At 65.9% G+C, this 19,095-nt stretch carries 18 protein-coding genes; 8 read left to right on the forward strand and 10 right to left on the reverse strand.

Going from position 1 to position 19,095, the window contains the following annotated elements:
- Positions 1 to 19: 19 nt before the first annotated feature.
- Genes ACE10Z_RS09210 through ACE10Z_RS09220 form a run of 3 tightly spaced genes read right to left on the reverse strand, consistent with a single transcriptional unit; the run spans position 20 to position 4,775 of the window.
- A complete protein-coding gene (locus tag ACE10Z_RS09210) occupies positions 20 to 2,830 on the reverse strand; it encodes a DUF4159 domain-containing protein (protein ID WP_375789787.1) in 2,811 nt (936 codons plus the stop codon).
- Positions 2,830 to 3,771 carry a DUF58 domain-containing protein gene (locus ACE10Z_RS09215; protein WP_375787646.1) on the reverse strand — a complete coding sequence of 314 codons (942 nt, stop codon included), beginning with the start codon at positions 3,769 to 3,771 and terminating at the stop codon, positions 2,830 to 2,832. The genes ACE10Z_RS09210 and ACE10Z_RS09215 overlap by 1 nt, the downstream gene beginning before the upstream one ends.
- Positions 3,771 to 4,775: an AAA family ATPase gene (locus ACE10Z_RS09220; RefSeq protein ID WP_375787647.1), complete on the reverse strand. Its 1,005-nt coding sequence runs from the start codon at positions 4,773 to 4,775 to the stop codon at positions 3,771 to 3,773. Before ACE10Z_RS09220 ends, ACE10Z_RS09215 begins: the two co-directional genes overlap by 1 nt.
- Positions 4,776 to 5,004: 229 nt before the next feature.
- Between ACE10Z_RS09220 and ACE10Z_RS09225 the strand changes: the two genes are divergently transcribed.
- From ACE10Z_RS09225 to ACE10Z_RS09240, 4 genes are read left to right on the forward strand one after another with little or no spacing between them, the layout of a single operon-like run.
- Positions 5,005 to 5,661 (forward strand): DUF1285 domain-containing protein, encoded by a 657-nt coding sequence (locus ACE10Z_RS09225; RefSeq protein WP_375787648.1) that lies wholly within the window; start codon positions 5,005 to 5,007, stop codon positions 5,659 to 5,661.
- 32 nt (positions 5,662 to 5,693) lie between these two features.
- Positions 5,694 to 6,329, forward strand: a complete 636-nt coding sequence (locus tag ACE10Z_RS09230) for a CoA pyrophosphatase (protein WP_375789788.1) — start codon at positions 5,694 to 5,696, stop codon at positions 6,327 to 6,329.
- Entirely contained in the window at positions 6,326 to 6,589 is a 264-nt protein-coding gene (locus ACE10Z_RS09235) for a DUF6111 family protein (protein ID WP_375787649.1), read from the forward strand. The genes ACE10Z_RS09230 and ACE10Z_RS09235 overlap by 4 nt, the downstream gene beginning before the upstream one ends.
- Positions 6,586 to 7,842: a CCA tRNA nucleotidyltransferase gene (locus tag ACE10Z_RS09240; RefSeq protein WP_375787650.1), complete on the forward strand. Its 1,257-nt coding sequence runs from the start codon at positions 6,586 to 6,588 to the stop codon at positions 7,840 to 7,842. The genes ACE10Z_RS09235 and ACE10Z_RS09240 overlap by 4 nt, the downstream gene beginning before the upstream one ends.
- Positions 7,843 to 7,982: 140 nt before the next feature.
- Here ACE10Z_RS09240 and ACE10Z_RS09245 read toward each other — a convergent pair whose 3' ends face one another.
- From ACE10Z_RS09245 to ACE10Z_RS09270, 6 genes are all read right to left on the reverse strand, one after another.
- Positions 7,983 to 8,261: a YodC family protein gene (locus ACE10Z_RS09245; RefSeq protein WP_375787651.1), complete on the reverse strand. Its 279-nt coding sequence runs from the start codon at positions 8,259 to 8,261 to the stop codon at positions 7,983 to 7,985.
- A 111-nt stretch (positions 8,262 to 8,372) separates the two neighbouring features.
- Complete coding sequence (locus ACE10Z_RS09250; RefSeq protein WP_375787652.1) at positions 8,373 to 9,113, reverse strand: HAD family hydrolase; 741 nt, start codon at positions 9,111 to 9,113, stop codon at positions 8,373 to 8,375.
- Positions 9,104 to 10,000, reverse strand: a complete 897-nt coding sequence (hemF, locus tag ACE10Z_RS09255) for an oxygen-dependent coproporphyrinogen oxidase (protein WP_375787653.1) — start codon at positions 9,998 to 10,000, stop codon at positions 9,104 to 9,106. The genes ACE10Z_RS09250 and hemF overlap by 10 nt, the downstream gene beginning before the upstream one ends.
- Before the next feature lie 2 nt (positions 10,001 to 10,002).
- Positions 10,003 to 10,368, reverse strand: a complete 366-nt coding sequence (locus tag ACE10Z_RS09260; RefSeq protein ID WP_375789789.1) for a 6-pyruvoyl tetrahydropterin synthase family protein — start codon at positions 10,366 to 10,368, stop codon at positions 10,003 to 10,005.
- A gap of 27 nt (positions 10,369 to 10,395) precedes the next feature.
- Positions 10,396 to 11,028 carry a 7-carboxy-7-deazaguanine synthase gene (gene queE / locus ACE10Z_RS09265; protein WP_375787654.1) on the reverse strand — a complete coding sequence of 211 codons (633 nt, stop codon included), beginning with the start codon at positions 11,026 to 11,028 and terminating at the stop codon, positions 10,396 to 10,398.
- 10 nt (positions 11,029 to 11,038) lie between these two features.
- Complete coding sequence (locus ACE10Z_RS09270; protein WP_375787655.1) at positions 11,039 to 11,539, reverse strand: tRNA (cytidine(34)-2'-O)-methyltransferase; 501 nt, start codon at positions 11,537 to 11,539, stop codon at positions 11,039 to 11,041.
- 277 nt (positions 11,540 to 11,816) lie between these two features.
- On the opposite strand from ACE10Z_RS09270, the gene petA reads away from it, so the two are divergent.
- From petA to ACE10Z_RS09285, 3 genes are all read left to right on the forward strand, one after another.
- A complete protein-coding gene (gene petA, locus ACE10Z_RS09275) occupies positions 11,817 to 12,347 on the forward strand; it encodes a ubiquinol-cytochrome c reductase iron-sulfur subunit (protein ID WP_173641229.1) in 531 nt (176 codons plus the stop codon).
- Between the two features lie 72 nt (positions 12,348 to 12,419).
- Positions 12,420 to 14,492: a cytochrome c1 gene (locus ACE10Z_RS09280; protein WP_298365661.1), complete on the forward strand. Its 2,073-nt coding sequence runs from the start codon at positions 12,420 to 12,422 to the stop codon at positions 14,490 to 14,492.
- A 199-nt stretch (positions 14,493 to 14,691) separates the two neighbouring features.
- On the forward strand, positions 14,692 to 15,366 hold the full coding sequence (locus tag ACE10Z_RS09285) for a dienelactone hydrolase family protein (RefSeq protein WP_194459106.1): 675 nt from the start codon (positions 14,692 to 14,694) through the stop codon (positions 15,364 to 15,366).
- Between the two features lie 204 nt (positions 15,367 to 15,570).
- On the opposite strand, the gene ACE10Z_RS09290 is transcribed toward ACE10Z_RS09285, so the two are convergent.
- Positions 15,571 to 16,569 carry a VOC family protein gene (locus tag ACE10Z_RS09290; protein WP_375787656.1) on the reverse strand — a complete coding sequence of 333 codons (999 nt, stop codon included), beginning with the start codon at positions 16,567 to 16,569 and terminating at the stop codon, positions 15,571 to 15,573.
- Between the two features lie 354 nt (positions 16,570 to 16,923).
- On the opposite strand from ACE10Z_RS09290, the gene ACE10Z_RS09295 reads away from it, so the two are divergent.
- Positions 16,924 to 19,089, forward strand: coding sequence for an anthranilate synthase component I (locus ACE10Z_RS09295; RefSeq protein WP_375787657.1), 2,166 nt, complete (start codon positions 16,924 to 16,926; stop codon positions 19,087 to 19,089).
- The last annotated feature ends 6 nt before the right edge of the window (positions 19,090 to 19,095 follow it).

Below are 19,095 nucleotides of genomic sequence, written 5' to 3' on the forward strand. Positions count from 1 at the left end.
TTTGACATCAGTCGCATCTCTATTGTCCCAGCCGCTCGATCAAGGCAGGCGCGTGCACCTGGTCGGCCTTGTAGTTGCCGGTCAGCGTGTACATCACGATGTTGACGCCGGCACGGAAGGCGAATTCACGCTGGCGCGGCTCGCCCGGCGTCAGCGGCAGCATCGGCTGCCCGTCGGGGCGGATCGCCCAGGCGCCGGCGAGATCGTTGGACGTGATGATGATCGGTGAAACGCCGTCGCCGCCGCGTGCCGGGCGCTGCGCGGCCTCCTCGTCGTCCTCGCGCGGCAACGCCTCGACCCAGGTCTGGCCCGTGTTGAAGCGGCCGGGGAAGTCGCGCAGCAGATAGAACGTCTTGGTCAGCACGTGCTCGCGCGGCACCGGCTCGAGCTCGGGCACGTCGAGGGTCGACAGCAATTCGCGCAGCGTCTGCATGCCCGGCGTCTGCGAGGCACCGTTGTCTCCGGGCGGCGCCTCGACCGCGTCGCGGGTGTCGAAGATCACGGTGCCGCCCTGCTTCATATAGGCGTCGATCTTGTTGATGGCGTCCTGCGCCGGCTTCGGCGCGCCGGGCACGATCGGCCAGTAGATCAGTGGGAAGAATGCCAACTCGTCGCGCGCGGGATCGATGCCGACGGGATCGCCGGCTTCCAGCGCGGTGCGCTGGCCGAGGAAGAGCGTCAGGCCGGACATCCCGGCCTTGACGATGGAATCGACGTCTGCATTGCCGGTCACGACATAGGCGAGCCGTGTCTGCGACACCGCCTTGATGGCGAAGTCGTCGCTGCTGGCGTTCTGGGCGCGCGTCGGCGACGGCACCATCATGGTCGCAAGGACGAAGGCCAAGGCAAGCACCGCCGGCGCGGCGCGCCGCCGGATCAGTGCGGCAAGGCCGCCGCCGAGCATCGCCACCACGATCGCATCGAGCAAGAACAGCGCCAGCGCCGTCGACAGCATGATGCCGCGCAGGTCACGCGGCTCGGTGTTGGTGTAGGTCGCATGCTTCGCGCGCAGGCCGGAGGTGTCGAGCGGCGCGATGCGGTCGGCGGAGGCCAGCGTGTTGACCGCGATCGGGCTCTCGGCGGTGCCGTAGAAGCCGGGCGGATGGTCAGCGGTGCCGCGATCGCGATAGTCCGCCGACATCGGCTTGGCGGTCGACGGCGGCGGGCCGAACGCGCCGAAGCCGTCCAGCGTGCGCAGCGGCGCAACGGTCTCGGCATTGGGATCGCCGGCGACGCCGGGGCCGGGCTTCGAGGTGTAGCCGGACATGTCGATCAGCCGGCGCAGCATTTCGACGAAGGTGCCGGACATCGGCAGATCGGACCAGCGCATGTCGGCGCCGACATGGAACAGGCTGACCACGCCCTTGCCGCGATGCTCGCCGGTGACGAGCGGCGTGCCGTCCTCGAGCGAGGCCCAGCTCTTGGTTGCGAGCACGGCGTCGGGCTCGGCCAGCACCTGCCGGCTGACGGTGATGTCCTTCGGCACAGTGAGGCCCGTGAACGGGCCGTCGGCGGCGAACGAGGCCATGTGTTGCGGCTTCTCCCAGGTCAGGCTGCCGCCCAGCGTGCGTCCGCCGCGGCGCAGCTTGACGGGAACGAGGTCGTCATCGGCCTGGGCGAGGCGGGGCCCTGCGAAGCGCACCAGCACGCCGCCTTGCTCGATCCAGGCGTTGAGGCGGTCGCGGATTTCCGGCGACAGCGTGCCGACATCGGCCATCACGATCATCGGCAGCCGCTGATCGAGGAATTGCCCGATCACCTGCTGCGGCGCGCCGCGATCGCCGAGCCTGACGTCGGCGAACGGCGACAGCGCGCGGGAGAGGTAGAAGGTCGAAGCCAGCAGCGGCTGCGCGGTGTCGTTGCTCGCACCGGAGACCACGCCGATGGCGCGGCGGCGCCAGCGCCGGTCGAGCAACTGCACGGCGCCGGCGGAATGCTCGCCTGATATTTCGAGCCGCGCGATGTCGTTGCGCAGTTCGACCGGAAGATCGAAGGCGGCCTCGGTCTCGCGCTCCTGCGGGCCGAATGCGTAGCGGGCCTCGCCGATCGGCGAGCCCTTGGCGTCGACCGCGCGCACCGTTCCGGTCGCGATGCCGCTCTCGGTGCGCAGCACCTTCACCGTCATCTTGGCCGCGGCGTTCTCGGCCGCGACCAGCGCCTGCGCGGATTGCGCGCCGCCGGCATAGATCGTCAGATTGCGGCTCTCGATCACCTTGCCGAGACCCTCGGTGAATTCGCTGCCGCGGCCGGTGTCGACGCCGTCGGACAGCCAGGCGATGTCGCAGTCGCCGGTCGATTTGAGGAAACGTTCCAGCGTCGCGAGCGTTTCGACGCGATCGATCGAGTAGGGCTTTGGCGCAAGCTGGCGCAGCGTGACGCGCGCGGCGCCGGCCGGCATCAGCGTGATGTCGCGCGTGGGCTCGGACAGCGGCACCAGCGCAACGCCGCGGCGGTCGCTGTCGGCATTGGTGATCAGTTCGTCCGCCGCCTTGATCCGCGTGTCCCAGCTCGAGGCCGCGCTCCAGCCGTCGTCGAGCAGGATCACCAGCGGCTGCTTGCCGGCGGCAACGCCCGTCTGCGGATTCCAGATCGGCCCGGCGGCGGCGAAGATGACCAGTGCGGCGGCGGCGAGCCGCAGCAGCGTCAGCCACCACGGCGTGCGTGACGGCGTCTCCTCCTTGGGCGCGATGTCGAACAGCAGCCGCGTCGGCGGGAATTCGACCCTGCGCGGCCGCGGCGGCATCACGCGCAACAGCCACCACAGCACCGGCAGGCTGACCAGCCCCAGCAGCAGCAACGGTTCGGCGAAGGAGAGCGGGAGGCCTGCGATCATGCGCTGCGTCCCGCCTTGACGGTTGAGCGGCCGCCGCCCTTGCTCACCATCATGCCGGCATGCAGGAACAGCAGCAATTCGGCCGCAGAGCGGCTGGTGGTGTGGGTCGAGAACAGCCAGTCGAGCCGGTTGGTCTCGCTGCGGATCTCGTCGCGATGCAGCGCGACGCGCGCGACATAGTCGCTCGCCCAGCTCTCGGCGCGGCCCGCGGTGATGACGCTGCCGGCCTCCGGCTCGACGAATTCGACCCGGCCTGAATAAGGGAAGGTCTCTTCGGCGGGATCGACGACCTGGATCATCGTGCCGTGCGCGCCCGACGAGGCGAGCCCGGCCAGCATGGTCGTGATCTCTGCGACCGGCGACCAGAAATCCGACAGCACGACGACTTCGGCCAGCGACGACGGCACGAAGGACGGCGGCAGGCTCGCGCGCGTCTTCTCGTCGTGCAACATCGCTTCCGCCATCTTGTCGATGACGTTGAGGCTTGCGGTCGGGTTCAGCAGGCCGGGAATGCCGACGCGTTCTCCGCCCGCAACGAGCAACTCGGCAAGCGCGAAGGCGACGATCAGGGCGCGCTCGAGCTTGGAGTCGCGCGCCTCGCGCGAGGCAAACGCCATCGAGGGCGAGCGGTCGGGCCAGATCCACACGGTGTGCGCGGCCTCCCACTCCTGCTCGCGGACATAGAGATGGTCGTCGCGTGCCGAGCGGCGCCAGTCGACGCGCTGTGACGGCTCGCCGGAGACGAAGCGGCGGTATTGCCAGAAATTCTCGCCCGAGCCGGCGCGGCGGCGGCCGTGCAGGCCATGGATGACGTTGGCGGCGACACGGCGGGCCTCAAGCACCAGACGCGGCAGCGATGCGGCGAGCGTTCGGCTTTCGCCATCGGCACGTCGAACCGCCAGGATCTCCTCGTTCTGGTGCCTGTTGTCTGCCGCCATCAACCGATCCGCGTCTTCAACTGCTTGATCACGTCAGGAATGGTGCGGCCCTCGGCGCGCGCCGAGAAGGTCAGCGCCATGCGATGCTTGAGCACGGGCTCGGCGAGATCGAGCACGTCGTCGATCGACGGCGCGAGCCTTCCATCAAGCAGCGCGCGGGCGCGCACCGCCAGCATCAGGGCCTGGCTGGCGCGGGGACCGGGTCCCCAGGCGATCAGCTTGCCGGCTTCGCCGCCTTCGGGGCCGGGACGCGCGGCGCGCACCAGCGTCAGGATCGCCTCGACCACGGAATCGCCGACCGGCAGGCGCCGCACCAGGCGTTGCGCAGTGATCAGCGTCTCGGCGTCCATCGACGCCTTGGCGAGCGTCTCGTCGGCACCGGTGGTTTCGAACAGGATGCGCCGCTCGGCGTCGCGATCGGGATAGTCGACGTCGATTTCCATCAGGAAGCGGTCGAGCTGCGCTTCGGGCAGCGGATAGGTGCCTTCCTGCTCGAGCGGGTTCTGCGTCGCGAGCACATGGAACGGCTTCGGCAAATCGTGCCGTGCGCCGGCAATGGTGATGTGCTGCTCCTGCATGGCTTGCAGCAGCGCCGACTGGGTGCGCGGACTGGCGCGGTTGATCTCGTCGGCCATCAGGAGCTGCGCGAACACCGGACCCGAGATGAAGCGGAACGAACGCTTGCCGGCGGAGCTCTCGTCGAGCACTTCGGCGCCGAGAATGTCCGACGGCATCAGGTCGGGCGTGAACTGGATGCGCTTGGCGTCGAGCCCGAGCGTGACGCCGAGCGTCTCGACCAATTTCGTCTTCGCAAGACCGGGCACGCCGATCAGCAGCGCGTGGCCGCCGGACAGGATCGTCACCAGGGTGTTTTCGATCACCTGGTCCTGGCCGAAGATGACGGTTGCGACCGCTTCCTTGGCAGCCTTGATCTGGCCGGCGACCTGTTCGGCCGAGCGGACGATCACATCCTCCAGTTTTTCGACGCTGTCTGCACCGGCCATTCGATCCGCTCCTTCTTGACGATGCGCTCGATTCCCGCGTCGTCACCACATGGATCGCATGCTAAACCTATGCGAAGGCCATGTATTCGTTGAATTAAACTATCCCCACCTTATCGGTATTTCAGGGTATGAACGGCATCACGATGTGGCGAGAATGACATCCCGACCACATCTCAGGATACGTGCACCAAATGTGCCAGATTGAGGGTCGGAAACTTCAGGGCAAACAATGGCGAAGCAAGGGCATAGCGATTCCGGCAGTGAAACTACGGGGCTCGAAACAAAGGCCCTCGGAGGCAAGGGCCTCGAAGGGCTGACCACTGCAGCCAATCAAGCCGCGACATCGGGTCCAGCCGGACGCAAGGGCCTGCCGCCGGTTCATCTATGGAATCCGCCGTTCTGCGGCGATCTCGACATGCGAATCGCGCCCGACGGCACCTGGTTCTACATGGGAACGCCGATCGGGCGCCCCGCGCTGGTGCGACTGTTCTCCACGATCCTGAAGCGTGAGGACGGCAAGCACTTTCTCGTGACACCGGTGGAGAAGGTCGGCATCCGCGTCGATGACGCGCCGTTCCTTGCCGTGGAAATGCAGACGGAAGAAGACGCGCGCGGCCGTTTGCTCCGGTTCCGGACCAACGTCGATGACTGGGTCGATTGCGAGAAGGGCCACGGCCTCAGATTCGAGGCCGCCGAGGATGGCGGATTGACGCCCTATCTGCATGTCCGCGCCGACCTGTGGGCGAAGGTCACCCGCGCGCTCTACTACGATCTGGTTGACATGGGCGAGGAGCGGATGGTCGATGGTCAGGAGATGTTCGGCATCGAGTCCGGCGGCGAATTTTTCGCGATGGCCGATGCCAGCCAGGTGAGGGGCGCACTTTGAACGAGCCGTTGCTGAAGGTGAAGCCGGCGACGATCGGTTCGACGGAATTCTTCGCGCGAGCCCGCACGCGGCTCAATTTCGAAGTGCCGCCGGGCCTAGTCGATCCGCATATCATTCCGCGCACCGGAGATTCCGGCAACGATCGCATGCTCGAGATCGTTGCGCAGGAGCAGCCGGTGCGGCCGGCCGCGGTGCTGATCCCGGTGGTCGATCATCCGGAGCCGACCGTGCTGTTGACGCAGCGTTCGCCCAACCTGTCGAGCCACGCCGGCCAGATCTCGTTTCCCGGCGGCAAGATCGACGCCACCGATGCCTCGCCGCTCGATGCGGCGCTGCGCGAAGCCTGCGAAGAGGTCGGGCTGAAGCGGGAATTCATCGACCCTGTCGGCTATCTCGACCTCTATGGCACTGCGTTCGGCTTCCGCATCCTGCCGACGGTCGCCAGGGTGAAGCCGGGATTTGCCCTAGAGATCAACGAAGCCGAGGTCGTCGATGCGTTCGAGGTGCCGCTCGCTTTCCTGATGAACCCCGAGAATCATCAGATCCACACCAAGGAATTCCGCGGCATGGACCGGTCCTACTACGCGATGCCGTTCGCCGAGCGCTACATCTGGGGCGCGACCGCGGGCATCCTGCGGGTGCTGTATGAGCGGATTTATCTATCATGATCCGCACGGTGTTGACCGAGGTCGGAATCTTCCTGATCCCCTTCGCGGTCTATGCCATCTTCCTCATCGCGACGCGGTCCGGCGTGACGCTGCCGGCATCCTGGCCGCTGGACATGATCGCGAAGCTGACGCTGGCGGCGCTGGTGCTGGTCATCGTGAGCTTCGTGCTGCTCGCCGAATTGACCGGCGCGCCGCCGAACTCGACCTACGTTCCCGCTCATATCGAGAACGGCAGGCTGGTGCCGGGAGCTGAGAAATGAGCGAGGTGCGCCTGTTGTCCGACGCGCCATGGCTCGCTTCGGGGCCCGCGGCGCGCGTGCTCGGCCTGCTCAATGCCGACGGCGAGGAAGCGCGGGTGATCGGCGGCGCCGTGCGCAACGCCTTGATGCGGATTCCGCTCGCCGACATCGACATCGCCACCACGGCATTGCCGGAGGAGGTGATCCGCCGCGCCAAGCGGGCGGCCATCAAGAGCGTGCCGACCGGCATCGAGCATGGCACCGTGACCCTCGTCGTGGACGGCCATCCCTTCGAGGTGACGACGCTGCGCGAGGACACCGAGACCTATGGCCGCAAGGCCAAGGTGGCGTTCGGGCGCGACTGGGTGCGCGACGCCGAGCGGCGGGACTTCACCATCAACGGCCTGTCTGTCGACGCCTCCGGCGTGGTGCACGATCATGTCGGCGGTCTCGCCGACATCGAGGCGAGCCGCGTGCGCTTCATCGGTGATCCCACGCAGCGGATTGCGGAGGACTATTTGCGCATCCTGCGCTTCTTCCGTTTCCACGCCACCTATGGCGCGGGCGAGGTGGATCGCGCCGGCTATCTCGCCTGCATCAGCGGGCGCGCCGGACTTGCCGGCCTCTCGGCCGAGCGCATCCGCATGGAGATGCTCAAGCTCGTGGTCGCGAACGGTGCCGCGGGCGCGGTGGTCGCGATGGGCGATGGCGGATTGCTGCTGCCGCTGTTCGGTGGCGTCGCCTATACCGGGCCGTTCGCGGCGATGATCGAGATCGAGCAGCTGATGGCGCTTAAGCCGAACGCGACGCGGAGGCTGGCCGCGCTGACGGTCGCCGTGACCGAGGACGCGCGGCGCATCGCGAGCCGGCTGCGGCTCTCCAACGCCGAAGCCAAGGCGCTCGACTCGATGGGCCATCGCTGGTGGCGCTTGCCCGGCATGGACGAGGCGCGTGCCAAGCGCAGGCTCTACCGACTCGACGAGGAGCCCTATCGCGACCGGCTGCTGCTCGCCTGGGCGCGAACCGGCGCGGGCTGCGATGTCGATCGATGGCGCGCACTCGCCACGCTGCCGCAACGCTGGCGCGCGCCTCACTTTCCGTTGCGGGCGTCGGATTTCATCGCGCGCGGGATTGCCGAGGGACCGGCGCTGGGGCATGTCCTGACCCTGGCCGAGGATGCCTGGCTAGCCGCGGATTTTCCGCTGGAGCCCAGGATACTGTCCGATATCGCCGACCAGACCGTGGCCCGTTTCACGCGCGACCACCGGCTCTAGATTTTCTTGAGATTCTCTTGCCGGCATCTCGATGCCGCCGTGATCATCGGCGGCACGGTGACGATTGGCTGAACCACGATTGAACGTCGTGTGGAGGCGATGCCGCCGGCACCTGCCGGGCAGCATCGCGCCAACGGATCTCAAGCCGCCTTGCGCTTCTTCTTGCGGTCGCCGTCGTCGTCCTCGTCTTCGTCGCCCTCTTCTTCCTCGTCGTCGTCTTCGTCCTCGTCGTCTTCCTCTTCATCGTCTTCCGGATCGATTTCGGTCGACTCGAGTGCGACGAGCGGCAGGGTTTCGCGAAACAGGTCGCCGTCCGAGCCCATCCACAGGCACTCGACCTTGTCCTCGTCGACTTCCACCACCGTGATCGGATGGCCGCCGGATTTCAGCATGACGACATCGCCTGGTTTCAGTTCCATGATTTTCCCTCCGCGCTGGATGACGCGGACGGCAAGCTAGCGACCGGTGATGACAGTCCGATCACGGCCGGCGCCCGGCGCGGTGGATTTGCGGTGAAAACAGAAGCTGCGCTATTTGCGCGCGGCCGGAACCAGCTCGGTCAGCGAGCGGATGATGCGGTCGGGCTTGATCGTCGATCCCGGCGGCAGCCCGACACCGTGCACGTCCATCCAGATCGCGTAAATGCCGAGCCGCTGCGGCGCCACGACTTCCCATTCCAGATTGTCGCCGATCATCCAGGTATCCGGTGCGGTGACGCCGAGCGCTTCCATCGCGTGCAGATAGGCGCGCTCCTCCGGCTTGCCGAAGCCGTGCTCGCCCTCGATCTGGATGTGATCGAAGCGATGGCCGAGCGCGAAACGCTCGACCTTGGCGCGCTGCATGTCGGCGGCGCCGTTGGTGACCAGCGCAAGCTTGATGCCGAGCGCCTTGAGCGCATCGATCGCTTCATGCGCGCCGGGGAAGATGAACATCTCCTCCTCGCGATAGGCGGTGAAGCGATCGGCGATGCGGTCCGCGAGATCGTCCGGCAGCGCGCGGTGCCCCGTCGCGGCAAGCGCCGCGAAGCCGCCCTTCACGGTCAGCCGCCGCGCCTCGCCGAGCTTGATCCGCCAGATCGGCTCGGCGGTCGACCAGAACTGCCGTGCAGAGGCCAATAGCGCGGTCGCGACCATGTCCGGGGGCAGGGGCGCGAGTTCCGCGGCGAACTCGGTGGTGATGGTGTTCCAGGCGATCTCGGGACGTCCATAGGCCGACAGGATGGTGTCATCCATGTCGATCAGCATCGCGCGCGGCAGATTGGTCACGGCCATTTCACCTCCGGCGGCAGCGACGACAGGATCGAATCGACATTGCCGCCGGTCTTCAGGCCGAAGATGGTGCCGCGATCATAGAGCAGGTTGAACTCGACATAGCGTCCGCGGCGGATCAGTTGCTCGTCGCGATCCTCCGTGCTCCAGTCGGCCTCGAAATTGCGCCGCACCAGGTCGGGATAGATCTTGAGGAAGCTGCGCCCGACGTCCTTGGTGAAGGCGAGATCGGCTTCCCAGTCGCCGCTGTCGTGCCAGTCATAGAAGATGCCGCCGATGCCGCGGGCTTCCTTGCGGTGTGGCAGATAGAAATAGTCGTCGCACCATTTCTTGTACTTGTCGTAGTCGGCGACGCCGTTCGGTCCGCTGCACGCCTCTTTCATCGCGGCATGGAAGGCGACCGTATCGGGGTCTTCCTGGGTGCGCCGCCGGTTCAGCACCGGCGTCAGGTCCGCACCGCCGCCGAACCAGGCCTTGGTGGTGACGACGAAGCGGGTGTTCATGTGCACGGCGGGCACGTTCGGATTGCGCAAATGTGCGATCAGCGAAATGCCGGAGGCCCAGAACCTCGGATCGTCGGCGGCGCCGGGAATCTGCGCGCGGAATTCGGGGGCGAACTCGCCATGCACGGTCGAGCAGTGCACGCCGACCTTCTCGAACAGCCGGCCCTTCATGATCGACATCACGCCGCCGCCGCCGGGCTTGCCGGTATGGTCGGTGCGATCCCAGGGGGTGCGCACGAACCGGCCGGCATTGCCGGGATAGAGTGCGGAGGGCGCGTCGTCCTCGAGCTTCTCGAAGGCCGCGCAGATGTCGTTGCGCAGCGCCTCGAACCAGCTGCGCGCACGCGCCTTGCGGTCCTCGATGATGGCGGGGTCTGTTGGCAGCATGGCTAACCTTGCGGGCCGAAATAGGTGCAGCTCTCGTTGCAGCTGTCGCGATGGACGCTGACGCGGCTCAGCTTGCCTGCGTGCTGCAACCGCTCCCAAATGAAGCGTGAGAGATTCTCCAGCGTCGGGACACCGATCGCCTCGATCTTGTTGAGGAACTTGTGGTCGAGCGTCTTCTGCACCTCGGCCATGGCGCGTTCGAGAAGGCCGAGATCGACGACCATCCCGGTCTTTGGATCGGGTGTGCCGCGGACGGTCACCTCGGCGCGAAATGAGTGACCATGAATCTCCTCGCTGGCGGCGCCAAAGGTCGTTCCGGACAACGCATGCGCAGCTTCGAACCGAAACGCTTTCGTCAATTCCCACATCTCGTTCAACAATCCAATTCTGCTAGTTCATCTAATGCCGAGCGACTTGTGCGTCTGCACGCTGAGGCGCCATTGCGGGTGCTTCAGGCAGTATGCGATCGCCCGCTCGGTATTCGCGATCACGTCGGGACCGTCCATCGGCTGCAGCGAGAAGCGCTCGAAGGAGAGGCCCGCGAAATCCTCCGGCGCGTTCTCCGGCTGCGGATAGACCAGCTTGAGCTCGTGCCCCTTGCGCACCACGAGCTCGGAGGCGGCCTTGGGGCTGACGCAGACCCAATCGAGCCCGTCGGGCGGGGCGATGGTGCCGTTGGTCTCGATCGCGATCGTAAAACCGTGGCCGTGCAGGGCCTCGATCAGGGCGGTGTCGACCTGCAGCAGCGGCTCGCCGCCGGTCAGCACCACGTAGCGGTCGGTTTCGCCCCCGGTCCATTGCGCGGCAATGGTGCCGGCAAGCTCGGCTGCGTCGGCATAGCGGCCGCCGAGCGTGCCGTCGGTGCCGACGAAATCGGTGTCGCAGAACCGGCAGACGGCGCCGGCGCGGTCCTGCTCGCGGCCGCTCCAGAGGTTGCAGCCGGCGAAGCGGCAGAACACGGAGGTCCGGCCCGCATGGGCGCCTTCGCCCTGCAGGGTGAGAAAGATCTCCTTGACCGCGTAGCTCACCAAAAATCCCTTAAGTTACCGAACCGGCAGTTCCTGAGCCGGCAATCTCTGAACCGGCAAGTCCTGAACCCGTCTGCCGCAGCGCCTCTCCGACTGCCATGGCCGCGGTGACCGCCACATTGAGCGAGCGCAAGGACGGCTTGATCGGAATCAGCAGCCGCGCATCCGCGGCGGCCACAACCGCCTCGGTCACCCCTGCCGTTTCGCGCCCGAAGAGCAGGACATCGGAGGCCGTATACGCGAAATCAAGGTAGGATTTCGCCGCCTTGGTCGTGAACAGGACCAGCCGGCATCCGGCCTCGGCCCGCCATTCCTCGAATTTCGACCAGGAGTCGTGACGCTTCAACCGCACATGGTCCAGATAGTCCATACCCGCCCGGCGGAAATTCCGGTCCGAGGTGTCGAATCCCGCCGGTTCGATGATATGGGCTGACACGTCCAGGCAGGCGCAGAGGCGCAGAATCGTCCCTGTATTCTGGGGGATGTCGGGCTGGAACAGCGCGATCTGCATGGTGCGGGCGACCTCTGAAATCCGGATGAAATTGTCTCAATAAAACATCGCTCGGCGCGGATTTCGTGCATTGCACGTGTGCGAGCCGATAGCGGGCTTGCGCTCGTCCGGCAAGGGTGCCAATAGAACGATTCTGGACTGCTGTTCCGCCATTTGGGGTGGGGAATAGCGGTTTTCTGCCGCCGCGGGGGCCGCGGGCGCCGGCAGCCTTTCTTGGGGCGCGTTCTGCGTCTCCGGGGCGGTTCCACCGGCTGCAGAAAAGAAAGGGCTAGGAATCGTGACGACAGCGTCTTCGGCGGACCATCCGACACGCCGTGATTTTCTTTTTGTTGCAACCGGAGCTGCCGCCGTGGTCGGCGCAGCCGCGACCGTCTGGCCGCTGGTTGCCCAGATGAACCCGGATGCCGCGACGATCGCGGCCGGCGCGCCGATCCAGGTCGATCTGACGCCGATCGCCGAGGGCCAGGACATCAAGGTCTTCTGGCGCGGCAAGCCGATCTACATCAGCCATCGCACCAAGAAGCAGATCCAGGAGGCCCAGAGTGTGGCGCTCTCGAGCCTGCCCGATCCGCAGCCCGACTCGGCCCGCGTCAAGGCCGGCCATGACCAGTGGCTGGTCGTGATCGGTATCTGCACCCATCTCGGCTGTATCCCGATCGCCCATGAAGGCAATTACGACGGCTTCTTCTGCCCCTGCCACGGCTCGCAGTACGACTCCTCAGGTCGTATCCGCCAGGGGCCGGCGCCCGCCAACCTTCCGGTGCCGCCCTACGCCTTCCTTACCGACACCAAAATCCAGATCGGCTAAGTCCCGGACATCACGGGACTTCGGCTTCCCCTTGGACCCATCGCGTCGTTTTTCTTCTTCAGGATCGCATCAATGAGCGGACCATCTGATTTTCAACCGAGCAACCCCGCCTTGAAGTGGATCGAACGGCGCCTTCCGATCTTCGGCCTGATCCACTCCTCCTTCGTGGCCTATCCGACGCCGCGCAATCTGAACTACTGGTGGACCTTCGGCGCCATCCTTTCGATGATGCTGGCGCTGCAGATCCTGACCGGCGTGATCCTGGCGATGCACTACACGCCGCACGCCGATCTTGCCTTCAAGTCGGTCGAGCTGATCGTCCGCGACGTCAATTACGGCTGGCTGCTGCGCAACATGCATGCCTGCGGCGCGTCGATGTTCTTCTTCGCCGTCTACATCCACATGTTCCGCGGTCTCTATTACGGGTCGTACAAGGAGCCGCGCGAGGTGCTGTGGATCCTCGGCGTCATCATCTACCTGTTGATGATGGCGACCGGCTTCATGGGCTACGTGCTGCCGTGGGGCCAGATGAGCTTCTGGGGCGCCACCGTCATCACCAACCTGTTCTCTGCCGTGCCGTATTTCGGCGAGAGCATCGTGACCCTGCTGTGGGGCGGCTATTCGGTCGGCAACCCGACGCTGAACCGCTTCTTCTCGCTGCACTATCTGCTGCCGTTCGTGATCGCCGGCGTGGTCGTGCTGCACGTCTGGGCGCTGCATGTCGCGGGTCAGAACAACCCGGCCGGCGTCGAGGCCAAGACCGAGAAGGACACCGTACCGTTCACCCCGTATGCGACGATCAAGGACGCGTTCGGTGTGTCGTGCTTCCTGATCTTCTTCGCCTGGTTCATCTTCTACATGCCGAACTATCTCGGCGACGCCGACAACTACATCCCGGCGAACCCCGGCGTGACCCCGGCGCACATCGTGCCTGAATGGTACTATCTGCCGTTCTACGCGATCCTGCGTTCGATCCCGAACAAGCTCGCCGGCGTCGTGGCGATGTTCTCGGCGATCATCATCCTGTGCTTCCTGCCCTGGCTCGACAGCGCACGGACCCGGTCGTCGAAGTATCGTCCGCTGGCCAAGCAGTTCTTCTGGATCTTCGTGGTGGTCTGCATCCTGCTCGGCTATCTCGGCTCGCAGCCGCCGGAAGGCATCTATGTGATCGCCGGCCGGATCCTGACGGTGTGCTACTTCGCCTACTTCCTGATCGTGCTGCCGCTGCTCGCCCGCATCGAGACGCCGCGCCCGGTGCCGAACTCGATCGCCGACGACGTGCTGGCGAAGAGCAAGGGCAGGGTCGCGACCGTTGCCTCCGTGGTGCTCGCGCTGGTGGTAGCTGGCGGCCTGTTCGCCGGGAGCACCCAGAACGCCAAGGCCGAGGAAGGTGGCAACGCGCCGCCGGCCCAGGAATGGTCGTTCTCCGGTCCGCTCGGCAAGTATGACCGCGGCTCGCTGCAGCGTGGCCTGAAGGTCTACAAGGAAGTCTGCTCGGCCTGCCACGGCTTGAACTACATCGCATTCCGCAACCTCGCTGATGCCGGCGGCCCCGGCTATTCGGAGGCGCAGGCGGCGGCGTTGGCGTCCGAGTACAAGATCAAGGACGGCCCGAACGACCAGGGCGAGATGTTCGAGCGTCCGGGCCGCCCGGCGGATTACTTCCCGGCGCCGTTCCCGAACGAGCAGGCCGCGCGCGCAGCCAATGGCGGCGCGGCGCCGCCGGACCTTTCGCTGATCACCAAGGCGCGGTCCTACAAGCGCGGCTTCCCGCAGTTCGTGTTCGACTTCTTCACCCAGTACCAAGAGCAGGGCCCGGACTATGTCGACGCCGTTCTGCAGGGCTTCGAGGACAAGGTCCCGGCCGGCGTGACGATCCCGGAAGGCTCGTACTACAACAAGTACTTCCCCGGCCACGCCATCAAGATGCCGAAGCCGCTGTCCGACGGTCAGGTGACCTTCGACGACGGTTCGCCGGCGACGGTCAAGCAATACGCGCACGACGTCACCACGTTCCTGATGTGGGCGGCCGAGCCGCGCATGGAAGAGCGCAAGCGGATCGGCATGCAGGTGTTCTTCTTCCTCGTGATCTTCGCCATCCTGATGTACTTCACCAAGCGCAAGGTCTGGGCCGACGCTCACTGACCGCGGGCGTCATAGCGAGTTTGAAAAAGCCCCTTCGGGGGCTTTTTTGTTTTGTGAAGGTCAAGGCTTGGTCGCGAGAAGCGCGTTGGTGCTCCTGCAGTTATGACGAGTGCGCGAGGGCGCCGCAGGGCGATTGCGTCCGCCACCGAGTACGGACAAAATGCCGGTCAATCGGCCGGCAAACATTGCGGAGGAACTCATGGGTACCAGCATCAACTTCAAGCGTCCGGACGGCAAGGAAGCGTCGGGCTATCTCGCCAACGCCGCGCGCGGCAACGCGCCCGGGGTCGTCGTGATCCAGGAATGGTGGGGGCTGCAGGACCAGATCAAGGGAATGTGCGATCGCTTCGCGCGGGCCGGTTTCGATGCGCTGGCGCCCGATCTCTACAAGGGCAAGGTGGTGCCGTATCACGACACCGATGCGGCCGGCAAAGAGATGAACTCGCTCGACTTCATGGACGCCACCACGCAGACGGTGCGCGGCGCCGCGCAATATCTCGGCAAGAACGGCGCCAAGGTCGGCCTGACCGGCTTCTGCCTCGGCGGCGCGGTGACCATCATCGGCGCCACCAAGATCCCGGAGCTGACCGCCGGTGTGGTGTTCTACGGCATTCCGCCGGAGCAGGCGGCCAAGCCGGCGGACGTCAGAATTCCGCTGCAGGGCCATTTCGCCACCAAGGACGACTGGTGCACGCCGGCGCTGGTCGATGGCTTTGAGAAAGCGATGAAGGCCGCCGGCAAATCGCTGGAGCTGTACCGCTATGACGCCGAGCACGGCTTCGGCAACGAGCAACGCCTGTCGGTGCACGACCGCCAGTGTGCCGAACTGGCCTGGGACCGCGCGACGGACTTCTTCAAGAAGCATTTGGGGTAATTCGTAGCCCGGTCATCGCCTCCCGTCATTGCGAGGAGCGAAGCGACGAAGCAACCCATAGTTCCGCGTGCGGTGGAATGGATTGCTTCGCTGCGTTCGCAATGACGAAACCCGTAGCCCGGATGGAGCGAAGCGTAATCCGGGGAAGTTGCTCCGCGGAGAGGGCGGTCCCGGATTGCGCTTCGCTCCATCCGGGCTACTGTCTTAGCTCTCCGCCTTCACCCCGTCCCACCACGGGCAGGTGCCCGACATCAGCTTGAAATTGCCCTCCAGCACCTGCACCGGCGCGCGCCTGCCCTCAGTGGCGGCGCGCATCCGCATCTCGCGCGCGACGGCGCGGTCCTCCGGCGACAGCCAGACACGTTCGTGGCCCCACAGGCTCGGGCCGTCATACATTTCAAACGGCGTCCAGTTCTTGGGATCGATCTCGCGGCCGCCCCAGCCGCACTCGACCATGAAGGCTGACGGCGACTTGGCGTAGAACGACGTCATCAGGTCGTTGGTGTGGCGGCCGAGCGTGACGTTGACCCGGTCTTCCTTCATCGCGATGTCGTAGGCCTGACCGACATCGTCGAGCGAGAACAACTCCACCATCAGATGGTGCATGCCGTTGCTGCCGGTCTCGATCAGCGCGAGCGAGTGGTGGCGCGCATTGACGTGGAAGAAATAGGCGCGGAACGGCTTTTCGATGTAGTCGCTGAGGCCGAAGCCGAGCACGTCGACATAGAAGCTCATGACAGGCGCGATATGCTCGACGGTCAGCACCGCATGGCCGAGCCCGAGCGCGCCGGTGCGGAAGCCGGAAATGGATCGTCCCGGCTTGAACGGCGTGTCGTCGATCTCGGGGCCATGAAACGCCTCCAGGCGGTTGCCGGCCGGGTCCCGGAACGAGATCAGGCCGCGCACCCGCCTGCTGTCTGCGAGCGCCTGCGGCTCGGCAGTCACGGCAACGCCGGCATGCTCCAGCCGCGCCGCCAGCGCGTCCAGGGCTGTGGCATCCGCCACCTCCCAGCCGAAGAACCTTGTCCCCTCGCCCTGGGCGCGGTCGATCACGATGCGCTGCTTGCGGTCGTCCATCCGGAAGGCGAGCAGCGAGTTGCCGCGCTCGATCGCCTGCAGCCCGACCAGGCCGGTGCCGAACTGCCGCCAGTCGTCGAGCGCGTCGGAGCCGAAGCCGGCATATCCGAGACCCAAAATCGCCATCTGCGTCTCCACCCTCTGTCTGTTTTTTGGGCGGCCGACCGGCCGCCATTTCGACAAATCCTACGCGGATTCCCGTCCCTTCAAACCCCGCAATGCCGTCCAACTGGGCGTCCAAAGGGCTTCCAAGGTTGGGGCAGGGGTGTCGGGCGATCCCTTGACACGGCCCGCGCCCGGTGGTGAGTAGCGGCCATGAGCACCGTTGCCAGTCCATCCCGTCGTTGGTGGCCCACCTTCTCATAGGTGGCCGGTGCGTTTTCATTTCCCAAAAACGTCGAAGGTCGCCATCGCAGTGCGACGGTCTCCCTTCGTTTGTCCTGTGTGGCGCTCTCTTCCCAAGTTTCGTAAGAGGATCACATGAACAGGACAGTCTTCTCCCTGCCGGCCAAGAGCGAATACCTCACCAATGGCGGCCTCGCGGTCGCGCGCGTGGTCGAGCAGTTCACCGGCGGCGCCAACCGCCTCGACGATTTGATCGCGCTGCTGGACCGCCGCCGCGGCGTGGTGCTGTCTTCGGGCACCACGGTGCCGGGCCGCTACGAGAGCTTTGACCTCGGCTTTGCCGACCCACCGCTGGTGCTGGAGACATCCGGCACCGATTTTTCGTTGCAGGCGCTGAACCGGCGCGGCGAGGTCCTGATCGCCTTCCTCGGCGACGTGCTGCGCGAGCCCTGCGTCGTGATCTCCGAGCGCAGTGCCACGCGGCTCACCGGCCATATCATCCGCGGCGCCGCACCGGTCGAGGAAGACCAGCGCACCCGCCGCGCCAGCGTGATGTCGCTGGTGCGCGACATGGTGGCGGCGTTCACCTCCAATGCCGATCCGCTGCTCGGGCTGTTCGGCGCCTTCGCCTATGACCTCGTGTTCCAGATCGAGGATATCGTGCAGAAGCGCGCCCGCGAGGCCGACCAGCGCGACATCGTACTCTACGTGCCGGACCGGCTGCTGGCCTATGACCGCGCCACCGGCCGCGGCGTGGCGCTGAATTACGAGTTCTCGTGGAAGGGCAAATCGACCGCCGGCCAGTCGCACGAGACCGCGCCGAGCCTCTACGCCAAGACCGGGCGGCAGGGCTTCGCCGATCACGCGCCGGGCGAATACCAGGCGACGGTTGAAGTGGCGCGCGCGGCGTTTGCCCGCGGCGATCTGTTCGAGGCGGTGCCCGGGCAGCTGTTTGGCGAGCCCTGCGAGCGTTCGCCGGCGGAAGTTTTTCAGCGGCTCTGCCGCATCAATCCGTCGCCCTATGGCGCGCTGATGAATCTCGGCGACGGCGAATTCCTGGTCTCCGCCTCGCCGGAGATGTTCGTGCGCTCCGACGGCCGCCGGGTCGAGACCTGCCCAATCTCGGGCACCATCGCGCGCGGTTCGGATTCGATCGGCGATGCCGAACAGATCCGCAAGCTGCTGAACTCGGAAAAGGACGAGTTCGAGCTCAACATGTGCACCGACGTCGACCGCAACGACAAGGCACGCGTCTGCGTGCCCGGCACCATCAAGGTGCTGGCGCGGCGCCAGATCGAGACCTACTCAAAACTGTTCCATACCGTCGATCACGTCGAGGGCATGCTGCGGCCGGGCTTCGATTCGCTCGACGCTTTCCTGACCCATGCCTGGGCGGTGACGGTGACCGGCGCGCCGAAATTGTGGGCGATGCAGTTCGTCGAGGACCATGAGCGATCGCCGCGGCGCTGGTACGCCGGCGCGATCGGCTGCGTCAATTTCGACGGCAGCATCAACACCGGCCTCACCATCCGCACCATCCGCATGAAAGATGGCCTCGCCGAGGTGCGCGTCGGCGCCACCTGCCTGTTCGACTCGGATCCGGCGGCCGAGGACCGCGAATGCCAGGTCAAGGCGGCGGCGCTGTTCCAGGCGCTGCGCGGCGATCCGCCGAAGCCGCTGTCGGATTTCGCGCCCGACGCCACCGGCTCGGGCAAGAACGTGCTCCTGATCGATCACGACGACAGTTTTGTGCACATGCTGGCCGATTACTTCCGCCAGGTCGGCGCCAACGTCACCGTGGTCCGGCACATCCATGCGCAGGACATGCTGAAGCAGCGCGGATGGGACTTGCTGGTGCTGTCGCCCGGGCCGGGCCGCCCGGAGGATTTCGGCATCGCGAAAACCATCGACACCGCGCTCGAGAAGAAGCTGCCGATCTTCGGCGTCTGTCTCGGCGTGCAGGCGATCGGCGAATATTTCGGCGGGCAGCTCGGCCAGCTCGGCCAGCCCGCGCATGGCCGTCCGTCGCGCGTCCAGGTCCGCGGCGGCAGGCTGATGCACAATTTGCCGAACGAGATCGTGATCGGCCGCTATCATTCGCTCTATGTCGAGCGCGACAGCGTGCCCGAGGTGCTGGCGGTGACCGCGACCACCGAAGACGGCGTCGCGATGGTGATCGAGCACAAGACCCTGCCGGTCGGCGGCGTGCAATTCCATCCGGAATCGCTGATGTCGCTCGGCAACGAGGTGGGCCTGCGCATTGTCGAGAATGCATTCCGGCTTAATCCGCCGGCCAATTGAGGATTG

The sequence above is a fragment of the Bradyrhizobium sp. Pha-3 genome, assembly GCF_042258615.1.
GTDB lineage: Bacteria > Pseudomonadota > Alphaproteobacteria > Rhizobiales > Xanthobacteraceae > Bradyrhizobium.